The organism is Thermomonas carbonis (genome assembly GCF_014396975.1).
Classification (GTDB): domain Bacteria; phylum Pseudomonadota; class Gammaproteobacteria; order Xanthomonadales; family Xanthomonadaceae; genus Thermomonas; species Thermomonas carbonis.
In genome coordinates this window covers 2,191,396-2,206,004 of record NZ_CP060719.1, presented here as the reverse complement: position 1 = coordinate 2,206,004, position 14,609 = coordinate 2,191,396, and the positions used below count along the sequence as shown (strand labels likewise).

At 66.2% G+C, this 14,609-nt stretch carries 15 protein-coding genes; 9 read left to right on the top strand and 6 right to left on the bottom strand.

Annotated elements, in window-relative coordinates:
- Window positions 1-16: 16 nt before the first annotated feature.
- The 5 genes from H9L16_RS10150 to H9L16_RS10130 form a co-directional block, all read right to left on the bottom strand.
- A complete protein-coding gene (locus tag H9L16_RS10150; RefSeq protein ID WP_187551593.1) occupies window positions 17-1,069 on the bottom strand; it encodes a TraB/GumN family protein in 1,053 nt (350 codons plus the stop codon).
- A gap of 116 nt (window positions 1,070-1,185) precedes the next feature.
- Complete coding sequence (locus H9L16_RS10145; protein WP_187551592.1) at window positions 1,186-1,560, bottom strand: DUF423 domain-containing protein; 375 nt, start codon at window positions 1,558-1,560, stop codon at window positions 1,186-1,188.
- 96 nt (window positions 1,561-1,656) lie between these two features.
- Window positions 1,657-2,724: an SRPBCC family protein gene (locus tag H9L16_RS10140; RefSeq protein ID WP_187551591.1), complete on the bottom strand. Its 1,068-nt coding sequence runs from the start codon at window positions 2,722-2,724 to the stop codon at window positions 1,657-1,659.
- Between the two features lie 169 nt (window positions 2,725-2,893).
- Window positions 2,894-3,565, bottom strand: coding sequence for a response regulator (locus H9L16_RS10135; protein WP_187551590.1), 672 nt, complete (start codon window positions 3,563-3,565; stop codon window positions 2,894-2,896).
- Window positions 3,562-4,764 (bottom strand): sensor histidine kinase, encoded by a 1,203-nt coding sequence (locus H9L16_RS10130; protein ID WP_187551589.1) that lies wholly within the window; start codon window positions 4,762-4,764, stop codon window positions 3,562-3,564. Before H9L16_RS10130 ends, H9L16_RS10135 begins: the two co-directional genes overlap by 4 nt.
- A 133-nt stretch (window positions 4,765-4,897) precedes the next feature.
- Between H9L16_RS10130 and H9L16_RS10125 the strand changes: the two genes are divergently transcribed.
- The 9 genes from H9L16_RS10125 to H9L16_RS10085 all read left to right on the top strand — a co-directional run bounded on the left by H9L16_RS10125 (window position 4,898) and on the right by H9L16_RS10085 (window position 13,266).
- Window positions 4,898-5,497 carry a GNAT family N-acetyltransferase gene (locus H9L16_RS10125; protein WP_187551588.1) on the top strand — a complete coding sequence of 200 codons (600 nt, stop codon included), beginning with the start codon at window positions 4,898-4,900 and terminating at the stop codon, window positions 5,495-5,497.
- On the top strand, window positions 5,395-6,261 hold the full coding sequence (gene minC / locus H9L16_RS10120; RefSeq protein WP_187551587.1) for a septum site-determining protein MinC: 867 nt from the start codon (window positions 5,395-5,397) through the stop codon (window positions 6,259-6,261). Before H9L16_RS10125 ends, minC begins: the two co-directional genes overlap by 103 nt.
- A 98-nt stretch (window positions 6,262-6,359) precedes the next feature.
- Entirely contained in the window at window positions 6,360-7,172 is an 813-nt protein-coding gene (gene minD / locus H9L16_RS10115) for a septum site-determining protein MinD (RefSeq protein ID WP_187551586.1), read from the top strand.
- A 3-nt stretch (window positions 7,173-7,175) separates the two neighbouring features.
- The gene (gene minE, locus H9L16_RS10110) at window positions 7,176-7,436 is read left to right on the top strand and encodes a cell division topological specificity factor MinE (protein ID WP_187551585.1); all 261 of its coding nucleotides are present in this window, start codon (window positions 7,176-7,178) and stop codon (window positions 7,434-7,436) included.
- Between the two features lie 96 nt (window positions 7,437-7,532).
- Window positions 7,533-8,033 carry a hypothetical protein gene (locus H9L16_RS10105; protein ID WP_187551584.1) on the top strand — a complete coding sequence of 167 codons (501 nt, stop codon included), beginning with the start codon at window positions 7,533-7,535 and terminating at the stop codon, window positions 8,031-8,033.
- A gap of 188 nt (window positions 8,034-8,221) precedes the next feature.
- On the top strand, window positions 8,222-10,183 hold the full coding sequence (locus tag H9L16_RS10100; RefSeq protein ID WP_187551583.1) for a M2 family metallopeptidase: 1,962 nt from the start codon (window positions 8,222-8,224) through the stop codon (window positions 10,181-10,183).
- A gap of 248 nt (window positions 10,184-10,431) precedes the next feature.
- Complete coding sequence (locus tag H9L16_RS10095; RefSeq protein WP_187551582.1) at window positions 10,432-10,770, top strand: carboxypeptidase-like regulatory domain-containing protein; 339 nt, start codon at window positions 10,432-10,434, stop codon at window positions 10,768-10,770.
- 72 nt (window positions 10,771-10,842) lie between these two features.
- Entirely contained in the window at window positions 10,843-11,928 is a 1,086-nt protein-coding gene (locus H9L16_RS10090) for an aromatic ring-hydroxylating oxygenase subunit alpha (protein WP_187551581.1), read from the top strand.
- Window positions 11,929-11,958: 30 nt separating this feature from the next.
- Window positions 11,959-13,266 carry an amino acid permease gene (locus H9L16_RS10085; RefSeq protein ID WP_187551580.1) on the top strand — a complete coding sequence of 436 codons (1,308 nt, stop codon included), beginning with the start codon at window positions 11,959-11,961 and terminating at the stop codon, window positions 13,264-13,266.
- On the opposite strand, the gene H9L16_RS10080 is transcribed toward H9L16_RS10085, so the two are convergent.
- Window positions 13,253-14,500, bottom strand: coding sequence for a multidrug effflux MFS transporter (locus H9L16_RS10080; RefSeq protein ID WP_187551579.1), 1,248 nt, complete (start codon window positions 14,498-14,500; stop codon window positions 13,253-13,255). The genes H9L16_RS10085 and H9L16_RS10080 overlap by 14 nt on opposite strands.
- Window positions 14,501-14,609: the final 109 nt, after the last annotated feature.

Below are 14,609 nucleotides of genomic sequence, written 5' to 3'. Positions count from 1 at the left end.
GCAGCGCGCGCCCGGCTCATTCGTCCGGTGCGAGCACCGAATAACCCTTGGCCTTGAGCTTGGCCAGCAAGCCGTCGGCGTTGGCCATTTCCTTCATGTCCAGCACCGCGAAGGTGACGGTGTTCTTCTCAAGCGCAGCATCGGCCGCGGCCAGCCATTTGCTGCGGGCCTTCTGATTGGCATCACCGAACCCTAGCCGCTTGCCGATGCCCGCCTCCGAGATGGCGCTCATGCAGGACTCCCACTGATACGGCGCAGGCAGCGACTGCAACGCGGCCATATCGCCGGTGGCCCAGGCGTTCGCGCGCGCGCGCATGGCGTCGAGATCGGTCTCGATGCGGGTCATCGTGTTCTCGAAGCAGGCGATGTCATCCAGCGTGGTCTTTGACCATTCCTTCAGCAGTGGCTTCGGATCGCGGACCACGATTTCTTCTTTCACCACGGTCACGTTGGGGTGATGAGCTTCGACCGCATCGTTGATCACCGGCCACACCGACTTCGCATTGTCCAACCCGGATTTTTTCATCGCCTCCTTGTACAGCTCCTGCGCAGCGAACAAGGGCCGCCACTTCTCGACGCCGCCATCGGCACCGATGTAGCGCGCCTTCAATGTTTTCCAGCGCGCGTACGAGGCCGGTGACACGATCTCTTCGAGGCGCTTGCCGTCCGGGCTCTTGCGGGCACCAAGCATCGCTGGCAGCAGCGTCAGTTTCTGAAAGAACCCGGCCTTGACGTCCAAGCTGACGCGCGGCGGATAGATCACCTCCTGCGCATTCCCGATCACGTCCTGGACCTGCTTCGATTGCCACTGCATCTTCGCCGGCAGCGGACTGAGTGTGGCGAGTATCCACAGGTCGTGGTTGCCCTTGCGCACCAACCAGAGACCTGGCCCCGGCTGTGTGCCGTCGACGATTACCGTGGCCTCGGTGCGGATGCCGTCGGCACCCACCGTCGCTTGCTGGATCGGGGCTTCCTGCACCGGCGGAGTGGCCGGCGTGGTGGGTGGAACCTGCGCCTGCAGCGGCATCGCCGCAAGCGCCAGCATCATGCCCACCGCCAGCATCGTCATGCGCATATCGTTCCCGTCCTTGTGGTGTTGGCTGAGGCGTGGTGGCGCAGTGTGACCAGCCTTGCATTGCGAAGTTCAACCGGCGCCTGAATCGGCGCGCATCGATGCGTCCTGCCTCAGCCTCGCCAACGATCCCAGCCATGCAGCAACCACCCGCCGATCATCAGCATCCCGCCAAACGGGGCCAGCGTGGTCGGCAGGCTCAACAACGCCGCGCCGATGAGACTGCCCGAGAACAGCAGCACGCCCAGCAACATCGCCAGCAACGCCGTCAAGCCGCTGCGTCGCTGCGCGAGGGGAGCAAGCGCGGCCAGCGCCACACCATGCCCGGAGGCGAAGGCCGCGGCTTGCACCAGGCGCGCCTGTGCTTCGCCATCGGCACCATGTACGGCATACGCTGCCAACGCCACCGACATGCCGGCCATCACGCTGCCGATCGCGCCCAGCGCGCGCAGTTGCAACGGAATCGATGGATCAGCGGTCTTGGACATCGTGTCCTGCTTCTGAAACCCGGAAACGCGAACGCCGCGACAAGTCGCGGCGTTCGCGGGTGCAAGGCTAACGGCGGCCCGAACAGGCCGCAGGCATCACTTCGCCTTCAATGTCCAGTAGACGTCGAACTGACCGTTCTCGGTGAACGCCTCGGCGACGCCCGACTTGTAGCTCTCATACGGGCGATCGACCACTTCGTGGCCGTTGGTCAGCGCCCACGCGCGCAACGCATTGCGGACGTTGTCCAGCTCCGCCATGTAACCGGTGTAAGCAGCGGTGGCGACCTTGGCGGCTGGCGTCTGCACGTGCAGTACGGGACCCTGCAGGGTCGGTTTGCCGACGGCACTGCCATCTTTCTTGCGCACGGCCTGGGCGACATCGAAGTTGTAGGTCTCGCGGCCAAGTTCGGTGCTGATGATGCGCAGCGGACCCACGGCTTCCAGGCCATTGGCATCCATCACCCGCTTCAGCCACTCGGCGTTGGCGGTGATCGAGGCCTGGATCTGCGAGTTGCCGCGCTCGACGTTGCCGGCATTGACATACAGCAGATCCTCGACCGGACGATCAGCGACCTTCAGGCCGGTCATCTTGCTGCCGGATACGGCGTAATCCACGTTCGGCACCGCGGCCAGCATGCCGACGATGCGCGACAGACCCAGCTTCATGTCGTCGCCCACGTGGCGGCTGACGTACATGCCGGCGTAACGACCAAGCAGGTTCCAGCCGTAGTCGACGTTATAGGTCTGGGTGATCTCGACATTGCGGTTGTTGCGGCCGGTCGGCTTGAAGATAAAGGAGGTGCGCTTGTTGCTGCCGCGCTCTTCGTTCTCGATCTTGTAGCTGACTTTCTCGCGCGGGACACTCTCGGTGATTTCCCAGAAGCCCTTGCCCAGGCCCTCTTCCTTCGACACGTAGTCGAGGCGCGCACCAACACCGCTGTCCGGCCCCGACAGGGTCATCTGCACGCGCGGATCGCGCATCACCAGCGGGTTCCAGTCCTTGAAACGGCGCAGGCTGTTCAGGCTGTCGAACGCGATGGTCAGCTTGCGGTTGGTCTCGACCTTCTCGACCAGGGAACGCGAGGACGGCAGTACCAGCGCTACTACCAGGAACAGCCCCGCCACGATCGCGAGGGAAATCAGGATCTCGAGCAAACGGGTCATTCAGGTCTCTCCGGGAAGGCCGCTCGCGGCGTGCAGCCGCGCAGACCCGCCATCGTACCAAACCGTTGCCGGGGTGGGCGAGGGTCGGGACGCCGGAATCGAGACGAGCGCCACCAAATCGCGTGCACGGGCAAGCATGCACGGATCCGGCAAGTCGAGCCTTGCCGGGTCAGACCAGTTGCAGCTCGAAGGCCTTGAGTACGGCCCGCGTGCGATCCCTCACCCCGAGTTTCGACAGGATGTTGGACACGTGGTTCTTGATCGTGCCTTCGGCCACGCCCAGCGAATTGGCGATTTCCTTGTTGGAGAAGCCGCTGGCCATCAGCCGCAGGATCTCGGTCTCGCGGTCGGTCAGCGGATCCGGGCGGTCCAGGCTGACGAACTCGTTGCGCATGTGCTCCAGCCCGGACAGCAGGCGCTGGGTCACCGCCGGCTGCACCAGCGAGCCGCCCGCGGCGACCATCTGGATGGCGTTGACCAGTTGCTCCAGCGAGACATCCTTGAGCAGATAGCCCTTCGCACCGGCCTTGATCCCGGCCAGCACAAGCGCATCGTCGTCGAAGGTGGTGAGGATGATCGTGGGCGGCAGCGTGCCGGCCCGACTCATCGCCTGCAGGGACTCCAGCCCGGACATCACCGGCATGCGCATGTCCATCAGCACCACGTCGGGGGCGACCTGCGGGATCTGCTCGACGGCCTGGCGGCCATCGGAGGCTTCGGCCACCACCTCGATACCCTCCGCCAAGGCAAGCAGGGAACGGATGCCCTGGCGCACCAAGGTCTGGTCGTCGACCAGGAAGACGCGGATGGGCGTGGTGCGGATCGGGGCGACTTGGGTCATGCGGCGACTCCTTGGGGCAGGCCGGTCGCCGCATTCGGCGCCACCGGCAAGGTCATGGTGAGTTGGAAGCCGTGGCCGCGGCGGGTGGCGATCTCGAGCCGGCCATCCTGCTGGCGCAGGCGTTCCTGCAGGCCACGCAGGCCGTTACCCGGCTGGACCTGGTCGCTGCCGCGGCCATCGTCGCGCACTTGCAGGATCACATCGGGACCGTCGCGGCGTGCACTCAGCCAGAGGCGACTGGCGCCGGCATGACGCACCACGTTGGTGATCGCCTCCTGCGCGCAACGCAACAGGATGTGCGCGCGCTCCGGGTCATCCACCGTGAGTGGTTGCTCGATGTCCATCTCGATGGCGAGCTTCGGCACGTTCTCGGCCAGCGGACGCAACGCGGCACCGAGATCGATCGCCCCACTCTCGCGCAGCTGGCTGACCGCCTCGCGCACGTCGGTGAGAAGCAGCTTGGCCAGCGTCTGCGCCTGGCGCACATGCTCCTGCGCTTGCCCCTCGGTGATATGGCTTGCCACTTCCAGATTGAGGCTGAGTGCGGTCAGGTGGTGGCCCAGCAGGTCATGCAGCTCGCGCGAAATGCGCGTGCGTTCGTTCACGCGCGCGCTGTCGGCCAGCAGCGCGCGGGTGGCGCGCAATTCCGCGTTCAGGCGGCGCTGGTCCTCACGTGCCTGCATTTGCTGCAGCGCCACAAGGCTGGTGACGAAGACGAAGCCGGAAAACCCCGCATACAGCACCGACTGCATCAGCGCTTCCAGCGGCGGGAAGCCCAGCCAACGGATGAACACCGGGGCCACCGCCAGCTGGCTGGCCAGCAACCAGGCTGCGCCCAATGGCAGCGGCAACAGCCACGGCAGCACGCAGGCAGCCACCATCAACAGCACGCTGCCCAGCCCCGAGCCATTGAAATAGCTGACCGCCAGCGCAGCCAGCGTCAGCACCACCAGCAGGATGTAGTCGCCAACGCTGCGTGCGCGGCTGCCCAGCCCGCGGGTCAACCACGCATAACTCAGACCGAACGCGAAGTAGGCCACCCAGCCTTGCCATGGCATTGGCCGCAGCGCAAGTTCCTCGTCGCCGGGCGTGCCCAGCAGCGGTCCCACCCATGAGTACACCAGGGGCAGGCCGACCATCGCCCAGGTGAACAGGCCGGCATAGCGCAGCAGGCGGGTGTGCGAGATTCGGGCGAGCATGCGCTCTTATACCGCCTCGCCCCGCTGCGTGCCTGCACCGAAGGTCATGGCCGCGACCGGCAGCCCATGCGATAATTCCTGCCGATGCCAGCGCCTACTGGCCACCCGCTGCAACGCCATCCGGAGCCAAGGAATGTCGATCGCCATCCGCGACGTGCGCGAGCACGAGCTGGATTCCGTCCTCGCCCTCAACAACGCCGCGGGCCCTGCGATCCTTCCCCTCGATGCCGCCAGGCTTCGCCATCTGTTCGACCGCGCCGAATACTTCCGCGTGGCCGAGCGCGACGGCGCAATGGCGGGGTTCCTGATCGGCTTCGGCGCGCAGGCGCAACACGACAGCAGCAACTTCGCCTGGTTCGGCGCACACCATCCGGATTTCTTCTACATCGACCGCGTCGCCGTGGCCAGCCGTCGCCGTGGCGGCGGCGTGGGCCGCGCGCTGTATGCCGATGCGCAGAGCTACGCCGAATTGCGCTACCCGCAGCTGGCCTGCGAAGTCTTCCTGCAGCAGGGCAACGACCACGCCTTGCTGTTCCACGGCAGCTTCGGCTTCCGCGAAGTCGGCCAGCACGTGATGGCCGGCCACGACATCCGCGCGGCGATGCTGATGAAGGGCCTGTGCAGCTACGCATGGGTTCGCGACACCTACGGCGATGCCCTGCCCGACGAACCCTGGCTGCAGCAGCCGCGCCAGGTCGCGCAGCCGGCGCGCCCGACCGGAACCTGCGCGTGAGCGCGGTGGTCGACTACGCCCAGGCCGGCGAACTGAAATTCGGCCAGGTCGGCATCGCCAACCTGCGCGTGCGCACCCTCGACGTGGCGCAACTCGCCGCCGAGATGCGCGACCGCGTGCAGCGCGCGCCCAACCTGTTCGCGCGCGCCGCGGTCGTGCTGGATTTCGGCGGTTTGAGCCAGGTGCCTGCAGTAGAAGAAGCCCGCACGCTGGTCGATGGCTTGCGCGACGCTGGCGTGCTGCCGGTCGCGCTGGCCTATGGCACCAAGGAAATCGAGGCGCTGTCGCAGCAACTCGGCCTGCCCTTGCTGGCCAAGTTTCGCGCGCAGTACGAGCCCGCCACGCAAGCCGCCACGCCTGCACCGGCAGCTGTCGAACCGGCTCCGGCAAAGACTCCATCCGCGCCTGCAGCTACGAAACAGGCGACCTCCGCCGGCCCCGGCCTGATGCAGACCTCGCCGGTCCGCTCCGGCCAGCAGGTGTATGCCGAGAACCGCGACCTGACCGTGCTCAGCGCGGTCGGTGCCGGTGCGGAAGCGATCGCCGACGGCTCCATCCACATCTACGGCGCCTTGCGCGGCCGCGCCCTCGCCGGCGCGCAGGGCAACGAAGAGGCCCGCATCTTCTGCCGCGAATTCCACGCGGAGCTGGTCGCGGTGGCCGGGCACTACAAGGTACTGGAAGACATCCCGGCGGAGTTGCGCGGCAAGCCCGTGCAGGTCTGGCTGGAAAAGGGACAACTCAAGCTCGCGGCACTCGACTGATTGCTTCGAGAAACAGGCCGGGCTTGCCCGGTTTCACGAAACAAGAGCTGCATGACCGCCCCCGCGGGAATGACGGCAAGAAACCGGAGAAAGCCAACTTGGCGGAAATCATCGTAGTCACCTCGGGCAAGGGCGGCGTGGGCAAGACCACCAGCAGCGCCAGCATCGCCACCGGCATCGCCCGCCGCGGCAAGAAAGTCGCGGTCATCGACTTCGACGTCGGCCTGCGCAACCTCGATCTGATCATGGGCTGCGAGCGCCGCGTGGTGTACGACTTCGTCAACGTCGTCCACGGCGAGGCCTCGCTCAAGCAGGCCCTGATCAAGGACAAGCGCTACGACAGCCTGTTCGTGCTGGCCGCGTCGCAGACCCGCGACAAGGACGCGCTGACCAAGGAAGGCGTGGAGAAGGTGCTCAAGGACCTGGCCGACGACGGCTTCGACTACATCGTCTGCGACTCGCCCGCCGGCATCGAGAAGGGCGCGTTCCTGGCGATGTATTTCGCCGACAAGGCGGTGGTCGTGGTGAACCCGGAAGTGTCGTCGGTGCGCGACTCCGACCGCATCCTGGGCCTGCTGGCCAGCAAGACCCGCCGCGCCGAGACCGGCGAAGGCGAAGTCACCGCCTACCTGCTGCTCACCCGCTACAGCCCGCAGCGCGTCGAGAACGGCGAGATGCTGTCGATCACCGACGTCGAGGAAGTGCTGGGCCTGAAGACGATCGGCGTGGTGCCGGAATCCGGCGACGTGCTGAACGCCTCCAACAAGGGCGAGCCGGTGATCATGGACGCCGAGTCCAACGCCGGCCAGGCCTACGACGACGCGGTCGCGCGCCTGCTGGGCGAGCAGCGCCCGATGCGCTTCACCCAGCTGGAGAAGAAGGGCTTCTTCAGCAAGTTGTTCGGGGGCTGACGCATGTCGATCTTCGATTTCCTCAAGCCCAAGAAAACCACCGCGATCACCGCGAAGAACCGCCTGCAGATCATCATCGCGCAGGAACGCAGCTCGCAGGGCGCGCCGGATTACCTGCCGCTGATGCGCCGCGAGATCCTGGAAGTGATCCGCAAGTACGTCAACGTGGATGTCGATGCGGTCAAGGTCGACGTGGTCAAGGACGGCGACCACGACGTGCTCGATATCTCGGTGTCGCTGCCGGACGCGCGCGCAAGCGCGTGACGGACGATTCGTCATCCCGGCGAAAGCCGGGATCCAGCACTCCATCTCACCATGCAGAACGAACCGAACTTCGGCGTTCGCAGGGATGAGGCGTCAATGGTCGACGCAACTTCCGTCCTCACCCTCGCCGACATCGCATTCGACGATGCAGCCGCCTTGCTGCATCGTTTCGCACTCTCGTTGCAACGCGTCGCCGACGGCGCACCGATCCCCGGCAGCTACTGGGGCGAGTGCGAGGCCGGCATCATCGGAAGCACCGTGTACGCACGCGCCGATACGCCGGTGCATTCGCTGCTGCACGAAGCCGGCCACCTGATCGTGTTGCCGCCGGAACGCCGCGATGCGGTGCACACCGACGCCACAGATTCCATCGCCGAGGAGGACGCCGTCTGCGTGCTGCAGGGATTGCTGGGCGATGCCCTGCCCGGCGTCGGCCGCGAGCGCGTGCTGGCGGACATGGATGCGTGGGGCTACACCTTCCGCATGGGATCCGCGCGCGCCTACGTCGACCGCGATGCAGAAGACGCCTGGGCATGGTTGCAGGCACGCGGCCTGGTCAACGAAACGCGCGCCCTGCTTCTCCCGGATCGCGAGTAGGGACGCGCGTGGCGGGCGGCCCCTCGCCGGGCATTTCAAGCCCAAGAGGGGCTGCGCGCCACGCGCGTCCCGAGCCAAACGTCAGCAATGCCAAGCGCTTGCCCGACCGCCGCCCAGGTCACTTGCGGTCGCCGGCAAACGCGCTAGCCTTGCCCCTCCAGCGCGCCTGCGCCGACGAGGAATGCCCAGTGAAGCCACGCATCGCCCTGCTTGCCCTTGCCATTGCCGGCTCACTCGCAATCACCGCCTGCAAGCGCGAACCCACGCCGCCCAGCGCAGCACCGGGTGCCCCTGCCGCAGCACCGGCAGGCGAAACCGCCGACGAGTTCGTGGCCCGGGTCAACATCGAATTCCGCACGATCAGCGCGGAACTGAATTCGGCGCAATGGCTGTCCAGTACCTATATCAACAGCGACAGCGAAATGCTGGCGGCCAAGGCCAACGAGCGCTGGCTTACCCAGCTCAATGCGTGGATCGCGCAGGCGAAACGCTTCGAGGGCCAGCAGTTGTCGCCTGAAACCGCACGCGCGATCAAGCTGATCAAGCTGATGACCGCGATGCCGGCACCGAAGGATCCCAAGCTGCTGCAGGAGCTGACCCAGATCGCCACCCGCATGGAAGGCACCTATGGTGCCGGCAAGTACTGCACCGGCAGCGGCGAGGCAACGACCTGCCGCGACATCGGCCAGCTCAGCGAAGTCCTGGCCAAGAGCCGCGACTACGACGCGCAACTGGATGCGTGGCAGGGCTGGCACACGATCAGTCAGCCGATGCGCAAGGATTACATCCGCTTCGCCGACCTGGTGAATACCGGCGCGAAGGAAATGGGCTTCGCCGATGCCGGCGAGATGTGGCGCTCGGGCTATGACATGAGCCCGGCAGAACTCGCGGCCGAGAGCGACCGTCTTTGGGACCAGGTCAAGCCGCTGTACGAGCAACTGCATTGCTATGCGCGCGGCAAACTGGACGGCAGGTACGGCAAGGACAAGGGGCAAGTGGCGGGTGGCATGCTGCCCGCGCACCTGATGGGCAACCTCTGGCAGCAGGACTGGGGCAACCTGTGGGACCTGTTGCAGCCATACCCGGGCGCCGGCAGCCTCGATGTCAATTCGGCGCTGCAGAAACTCGCCGACGACAACCTGAGCAAGGAACTCGACAAGCCCGGCGACCGCAATGCCAGCGAGGCCGAACGCACATTCACGGCGCAGCGCGCAGCCGAACTCGCCACCGCCAAGGCGATGACCGTGCGCGCGCAGGATTTCTACGTCTCCCTGGGCATGCCCAAGCTGCCGGACAGCTACTGGGAGAAATCCCAGTTCATCAAGCCGCTTGATCGCGACGTGGTCTGCCACGCCAGCGCCTGGGACATGAACATGGCGGGCGACGTGCGCACGAAAATGTGCATCAAGCCGAACGAGGAAGAACTCACCACGATCTACCACGAGCTTGGCCACATCTATTACGACCTGGCCTACAACACGCAGCCGCCGGTGTTCCAGGGCGGCGCGCACGACGGCTTCCACGAAGCAATCGGCGACACCATCGTGCTGGCGATGACGCCAACCTACCTGCAGTCGGTTGGCCTGGTCGATGCGCAGCAGCAGAGCCAGGAAGCGCTGGTCAACGCGCAGATGCGCATGGCGTTGGCCAAGGTGTCGTTCCTGCCGTTCGGGTTGATGATCGACCGCTGGCGCTGGGGCGTGTTCGACGGCTCGATCAAGCCGGACGCCTACAACAAGGCGTGGTGGGAGCTGAAGGCGAAATACCAGGGCGTGGCCCCGGCGACCGCACGCGGCGAGGAGTACTTCGATGCGGGCGCGAAGTACCACGTGCCGGGCAACACGCCGTACACGCGCTACTTCCTCTCGCACGTGCTGCAATTCCAGTTCTACAAGGCGCTCTGCGATGCCTCCGGTTACAAGGGTCCGCTGTACGAATGCAGCTTCTACGGCAGCAAGGCCGCCGGCGAGAAGTACTCGGCGATGCTGTCCAAGGGCGCCAGCCAGCCGTGGCAGAAGACCATGAAGGAACTCACCGGCGGCGAGAAGATGGATGCCAGCGCGGTGCTTGAATACTTCGCGCCGCTGCAAGGCTGGCTGAAACAGCAGAATGCCGGCAGCGCCTGCGGTTGGGTGAGCAATCCCGCTTAGCCGTTTGCCCTATCGGCAACGGCCGGGATTGCGAATGCCCGGCCATGGATGGCCGGGCAGGACGCTCCCAAGCCAACTTGTTGCGCCATGAATGGCAGCGATCGGGTGAATCAAGCGAAGGCCGGCCCTGTGCCGGCCTTCATGCTTTTGAACATGCAGGGATTCCGGCATGTCGAAAGTCACTTGTCCGTCTCATGGTCGGCAGGCAACCTCGACCGTCAATCCAACTCCCACGGCGAATATTCACCATGATCCGCAACCACCGCCTTGCCCTCGCCTTCCTCGCCGCCACCCTGCCGTTCGCAGTCGCCGCCCAGTCAAGCTCCGGCAACATCACGGGCGAGGCCGTCACCGGCGACACGGTCGTGGTGTCGGGCATCGATACCGGCTTCAAGCGCGAACTCAAGATCGACAAGGACGGCAAGTTCCAGATCCGCCGTGTGCCAACCGGCAACTACCAGATCGTCGTCATGCACAAGGATGGGACCATCGACCCGGCTCAGAGCGTCATGGTGCGTCCCGGTGGCAGTGCGCGATTGATGGAAGCAGGCAAGACCGAGGCCAAGGAATTGTCTTCCGGAAGCTGAATCCGCAATCGACAGGCAAGGGCCGGCGCAAGCCGGCCTTTTCTTTTCCCGAACCGGGGCGATACTGCCGCCATGAACGATCCGGTCGAACTCGCCCCGCAACCGCACGCCACCGCGACGGCATTGCCGGCGTGCTACTACGTCGACGCGTCGATGACGGCGCGCGACCGCGCCTCGATCTTCGATGCCACATGGCAACTGGTCGCGCATGTGTCGCAATTGCGGAATGCCGGCGACCACGTGGTCGCCGATTTCGCCGGCCTGCCGGTGCTCGCGGTGCGCGGCGGGGACGATGTCATCCGCGTGTTCCACAACGTCTGCCGGCATCGCGCCGGACCGATCGCGCAATGCGACGGATTGGCGGCGAAGTCGCTGCGTTGCCGCTATCACGGCTGGACCTACACGCTGGAAGGCCAGTTGCGCGCCGCGCCGGAAATGCAGGGCGTCGAGGATTTCGATGTCGCCGACATCCGCCTGCCGCAACTTGCGGTACGGGTCTGGCAGGGCCTGGTGTTCGCCGCCGTGGATGCCGCGCGCGCGCCGGACTTCGATGCCTTCGTCACCGGCATCGATGCGCGTCTCGGCGGCGATCGCGGCCTCGAACGCTACGGCAACCACCATCGCGCCAGCTACGACATCGCCTGCAACTGGAAGGTCTACGTCGACAATTACCTGGAGGGCTACCACGTTCCGCACGTGCATCCGGGTCTCAATCGCCTGCTCGACTACCGCAGTTACCGCACCGAACTGGAACGCTGGCATTCGCTGCAGTGGAGCCCACTCGAGAGCGACGCCTCCCTCTACGGCAATGGCGACGCGCTGTACTACTGGCTGTGGCCGAACACGATGCTCAATATCCTGCCCGGCCGCATGCAGACCAATACGGTGATCCCGCTCGGCGTGGATCGTTGCCGCGTCTTGTTCGACAGTTACTACGCGCCCGACGACAGCGACGCCGGCCAAGCCCGTCGCGATGCCGACCTGTCCTTCAGCGACGAAGTTCAGCATGAGGACCTGGGCATCTGCGAGGACGTGCAGCGCGGCTTCGCGTCAGGTAGTTACGTGCCGGGCCGCCTGAACCCGCTGCGCGAATCGGGCGTGCATCACTTCCATGAGATGCTGCGCGCGGCCTATCGACAGTCGTCGCCCGACGCCTGATCGCCACACGAATCCAACCGGGAACCACGCATGTCCGAGTCGCCATCGACCAGCATCGATCCCGGGACACAAGCCAGACCGCTTGGCCTGTGGATGGCCACCGCCTTGGTCGTCGGCAGCATGATCGGCAGCGGCGTGTTCCTGTTGCCGGCGGCACTCGCACCCTACGGCGCTGCCAGCCTGGTCGGCTGGGGCATCGCCCTGTGCGGTGCGCTGATGCTGGCTGCCACGTTCGCCAAGCTCGCGGTGCATTGGCCGTGCACGGGCGGACCGTATGCCTACGTGCGCCGCTCGTTCGGCGACGTCGCCGGCTTCGGCATCGCCTGGAGCTACTGGATCTCGATCTGGTCCGGCATGGCCGCGATCGCGGTCGCCTTCGCCGGCAGCATGGGCGCGATCTTCCCGGCATTGACCGCAACGCCCGTGCGCGCGGCGACGTGTGCGTTGATCGCGCTGTGGGTGTGCACCGGCGTGAACCTGGTCGGGTTGCGTCAGGCCGGACGCCTGCAGGTGGTCGCCACCGCGTTGAAGCTCTTGCCGCTGCTGTTGTTCGGCGTCGTCGCCCTGTGGTTCGTCGATTCCGGCAACTACGTGCCGTTCAATCCCAGCGGTGCGACCCTCCCCAGCGTTGCCAACACGACGGTGATCCTGACGATGTGGGCGCTGTGCGGACTGGAAGTGGCCACGGTGCCCGCAGGCTCGATCCGCGACCCCGAACGCACGATTCCGCGCGCCACGTTGCTTGGCACCCTGCTGGCCGGCGTCGCCACCATCCTCGCCTGCACCGTAGTGATCGGACTGGTGCCGACCGAGGTGCTCAAGGGCTCCGGCGCGCCGATGGCGGAAGCCGCAAGCCGCGTGTGGGGACCGGGCGCGGCGCTCGGCATCGCGGTGTTGGCCGCGGTGTCCACCTTCGGTGCGATCAACGGCTGGATCATGGTCTGCGCGCAGGTGTCGTTGGCCGCGGCCGGCGACGGCCTGTTCCCGCGCGCATTCGCGCGGCTCGATCGCAATGGCACGCCCGCGTTCGGGATCATCGTCGGCAGCGTGCTGGCCACGGTGCTGGTGATCGCCAGCTACAGCCGCTCGCTGGTCGAGTTGTTCACTTTCATCCTGTTGATCTCGACCTCGGCGATCCTGCTGCCGTACGCCGCCAGCAGCGCGGCCTGGCTGCGCAGCGGCGCAGGCCACGGCGGGCGCGTGGTCGCGGCATTGGCGCTGGTGTACAGCCTGTATGCGCTGAGCGGTGCAGGCAGCGAGGCACTGGCCTGGGGCATGGTCCTGCTGCTGGCGGGCGTGCCGGTCTTGCTGTGGATGCGCCGGGTCAGAGCTCGGTAGGTTCCATTCCCGCGGGCGACTTCGGCACCCGCAGGGTGCGCCGCGTCGCCAGGTTCTCCCAGCGCCAGAACAGCCAACCAGCCAAGGTGAAAAGGCCTGCGCCCAGCGCCAGCGACAGCGCATCGTGGCTGAGCATCGGCGACAAGATCCCGGCGATCACCACGTTCAGCAGCAGGCCCACGAACGCCTGCAGCGACGACGCGCTGCCGCGCTGGTGCGGATACATGTCGAGGATCGCCAGGGTCACGATCGGGAACACCAGCGCGATGCCGAAGGCATTGAGGCTGATCGGCAGCACCGCCCAAGGCAATGCATGGTCATCGACCAGCAGGTTGTAGCCGATGTTGATCAGCGTGGCGATGCCGCAACACGCGAAGCCGATGTTGGCCAGGCGCTGGCCGTCGATGCGTCCCGCCGCGCGCCCGGACACGAACGCGCCGAGCATCATCCCGCCGATCATCGGGATGAAGAACCAGCCGAAGTCGCGCTCGCCCAGTCGCAGCATGTCGATGACAAAGGCCGGCGCGGAGGCGATGTACAGGAACAGCGCGCCGAAGTTGAGCGCACCGGCCAGGGTGAGACGGAGGAAGCGCGGCCGGCGCAGGATGATGGCGTAGGCGCGCAACAAGGGGCGCGCCTCCAGTGGCAGCCGCGAGGCCGGCGGATGGGTTTCCGGCAAGCCGCGCCAGACCACCGCGATCAGGCCAACCGCGAACGCGGCGAGGAACCAGAAGATGCCCGGCCAGCGCTGCCAGCCGAGCAGCCAGCCGCCAATGATGGGCGCCACTGCCGGCGCGATGCCGAAGATCATCGAGACCTGGCTCATCAGCCGCTGCGCATCGTGGCCGTGCAGCACGTCGCGGACCACCGCACGGCCGACGATCAGCCCCACGCCGGCGCTGAATCCCTGCAGCGCACGGAACGACAGCAGCATCGGCAGCGAGGTCGACAAGGCGCAGCCCACCGACGCCAGCGCGAACACCACCAGACCCGCCAGGATCACCGGCCGACGGCCGATCGCATCGGACAACGGGCCGTGCACCAGGCTCATCGCCGCGTAGGCCAGCAGGTAGACGCTGATGGTCTGCTGCATCCCCACCTTGTCCGCACCCAACTGCTCGGCGATCTGCGGGAAGGCGGGGAAGATGGTGTCGATCGAGAACGGTCCGAACATCGCCAACCCGCCCAGGATCAGGGCCAGCCGACGATTGGAGGGACGCACGGGCTCGGTCATCGTTGCATCCTACGCAGCCACCGTCGCCGACCGGTCAAAGCTGCTGCGGTTGTATACTGCCGAGGCACGGTGGAAGAAGCGCGCGGGCCCTTGGGCCTTGTGCGCTGCC

Bases quoted from the DNA above. Each gene is read 5' to 3' on its own strand.
- H9L16_RS10150 (WP_187551593.1), bottom strand. From the start codon at position 1,069: ATGACGATGCTGGCGGTGGGCATGATGCTGGCGCTTGCGGCGATGCCG.
- H9L16_RS10145 (WP_187551592.1), bottom strand. From the start codon at position 1,560: ATGTCCAAGACCGCTGATCCATCGATTCCGTTGCAACTGCGCGCGCTG.
- H9L16_RS10140 (WP_187551591.1), bottom strand. From the start codon at position 2,724: ATGACCCGTTTGCTCGAGATCCTGATTTCCCTCGCGATCGTGGCGGGG.
- H9L16_RS10135 (WP_187551590.1), bottom strand. From the start codon at position 3,565: ATGACCCAAGTCGCCCCGATCCGCACCACGCCCATCCGCGTCTTCCTG.
- H9L16_RS10130 (WP_187551589.1), bottom strand. From the start codon at position 4,764: ATGCTCGCCCGAATCTCGCACACCCGCCTGCTGCGCTATGCCGGCCTG.
- H9L16_RS10125 (WP_187551588.1), top strand. From the start codon at position 4,898: ATGTCGATCGCCATCCGCGACGTGCGCGAGCACGAGCTGGATTCCGTC.
- minC (WP_187551587.1), top strand. From the start codon at position 5,395: ATGGGTTCGCGACACCTACGGCGATGCCCTGCCCGACGAACCCTGGCT.
- minE (WP_187551585.1), top strand. From the start codon at position 7,176: ATGTCGATCTTCGATTTCCTCAAGCCCAAGAAAACCACCGCGATCACC.
- H9L16_RS10105 (WP_187551584.1), top strand. From the start codon at position 7,533: ATGGTCGACGCAACTTCCGTCCTCACCCTCGCCGACATCGCATTCGAC.
- H9L16_RS10095 (WP_187551582.1), top strand. From the start codon at position 10,432: ATGATCCGCAACCACCGCCTTGCCCTCGCCTTCCTCGCCGCCACCCTG.
- H9L16_RS10090 (WP_187551581.1), top strand. From the start codon at position 10,843: ATGAACGATCCGGTCGAACTCGCCCCGCAACCGCACGCCACCGCGACG.
- H9L16_RS10085 (WP_187551580.1), top strand. From the start codon at position 11,959: ATGTCCGAGTCGCCATCGACCAGCATCGATCCCGGGACACAAGCCAGA.
- H9L16_RS10080 (WP_187551579.1), bottom strand. From the start codon at position 14,500: ATGACCGAGCCCGTGCGTCCCTCCAATCGTCGGCTGGCCCTGATCCTG.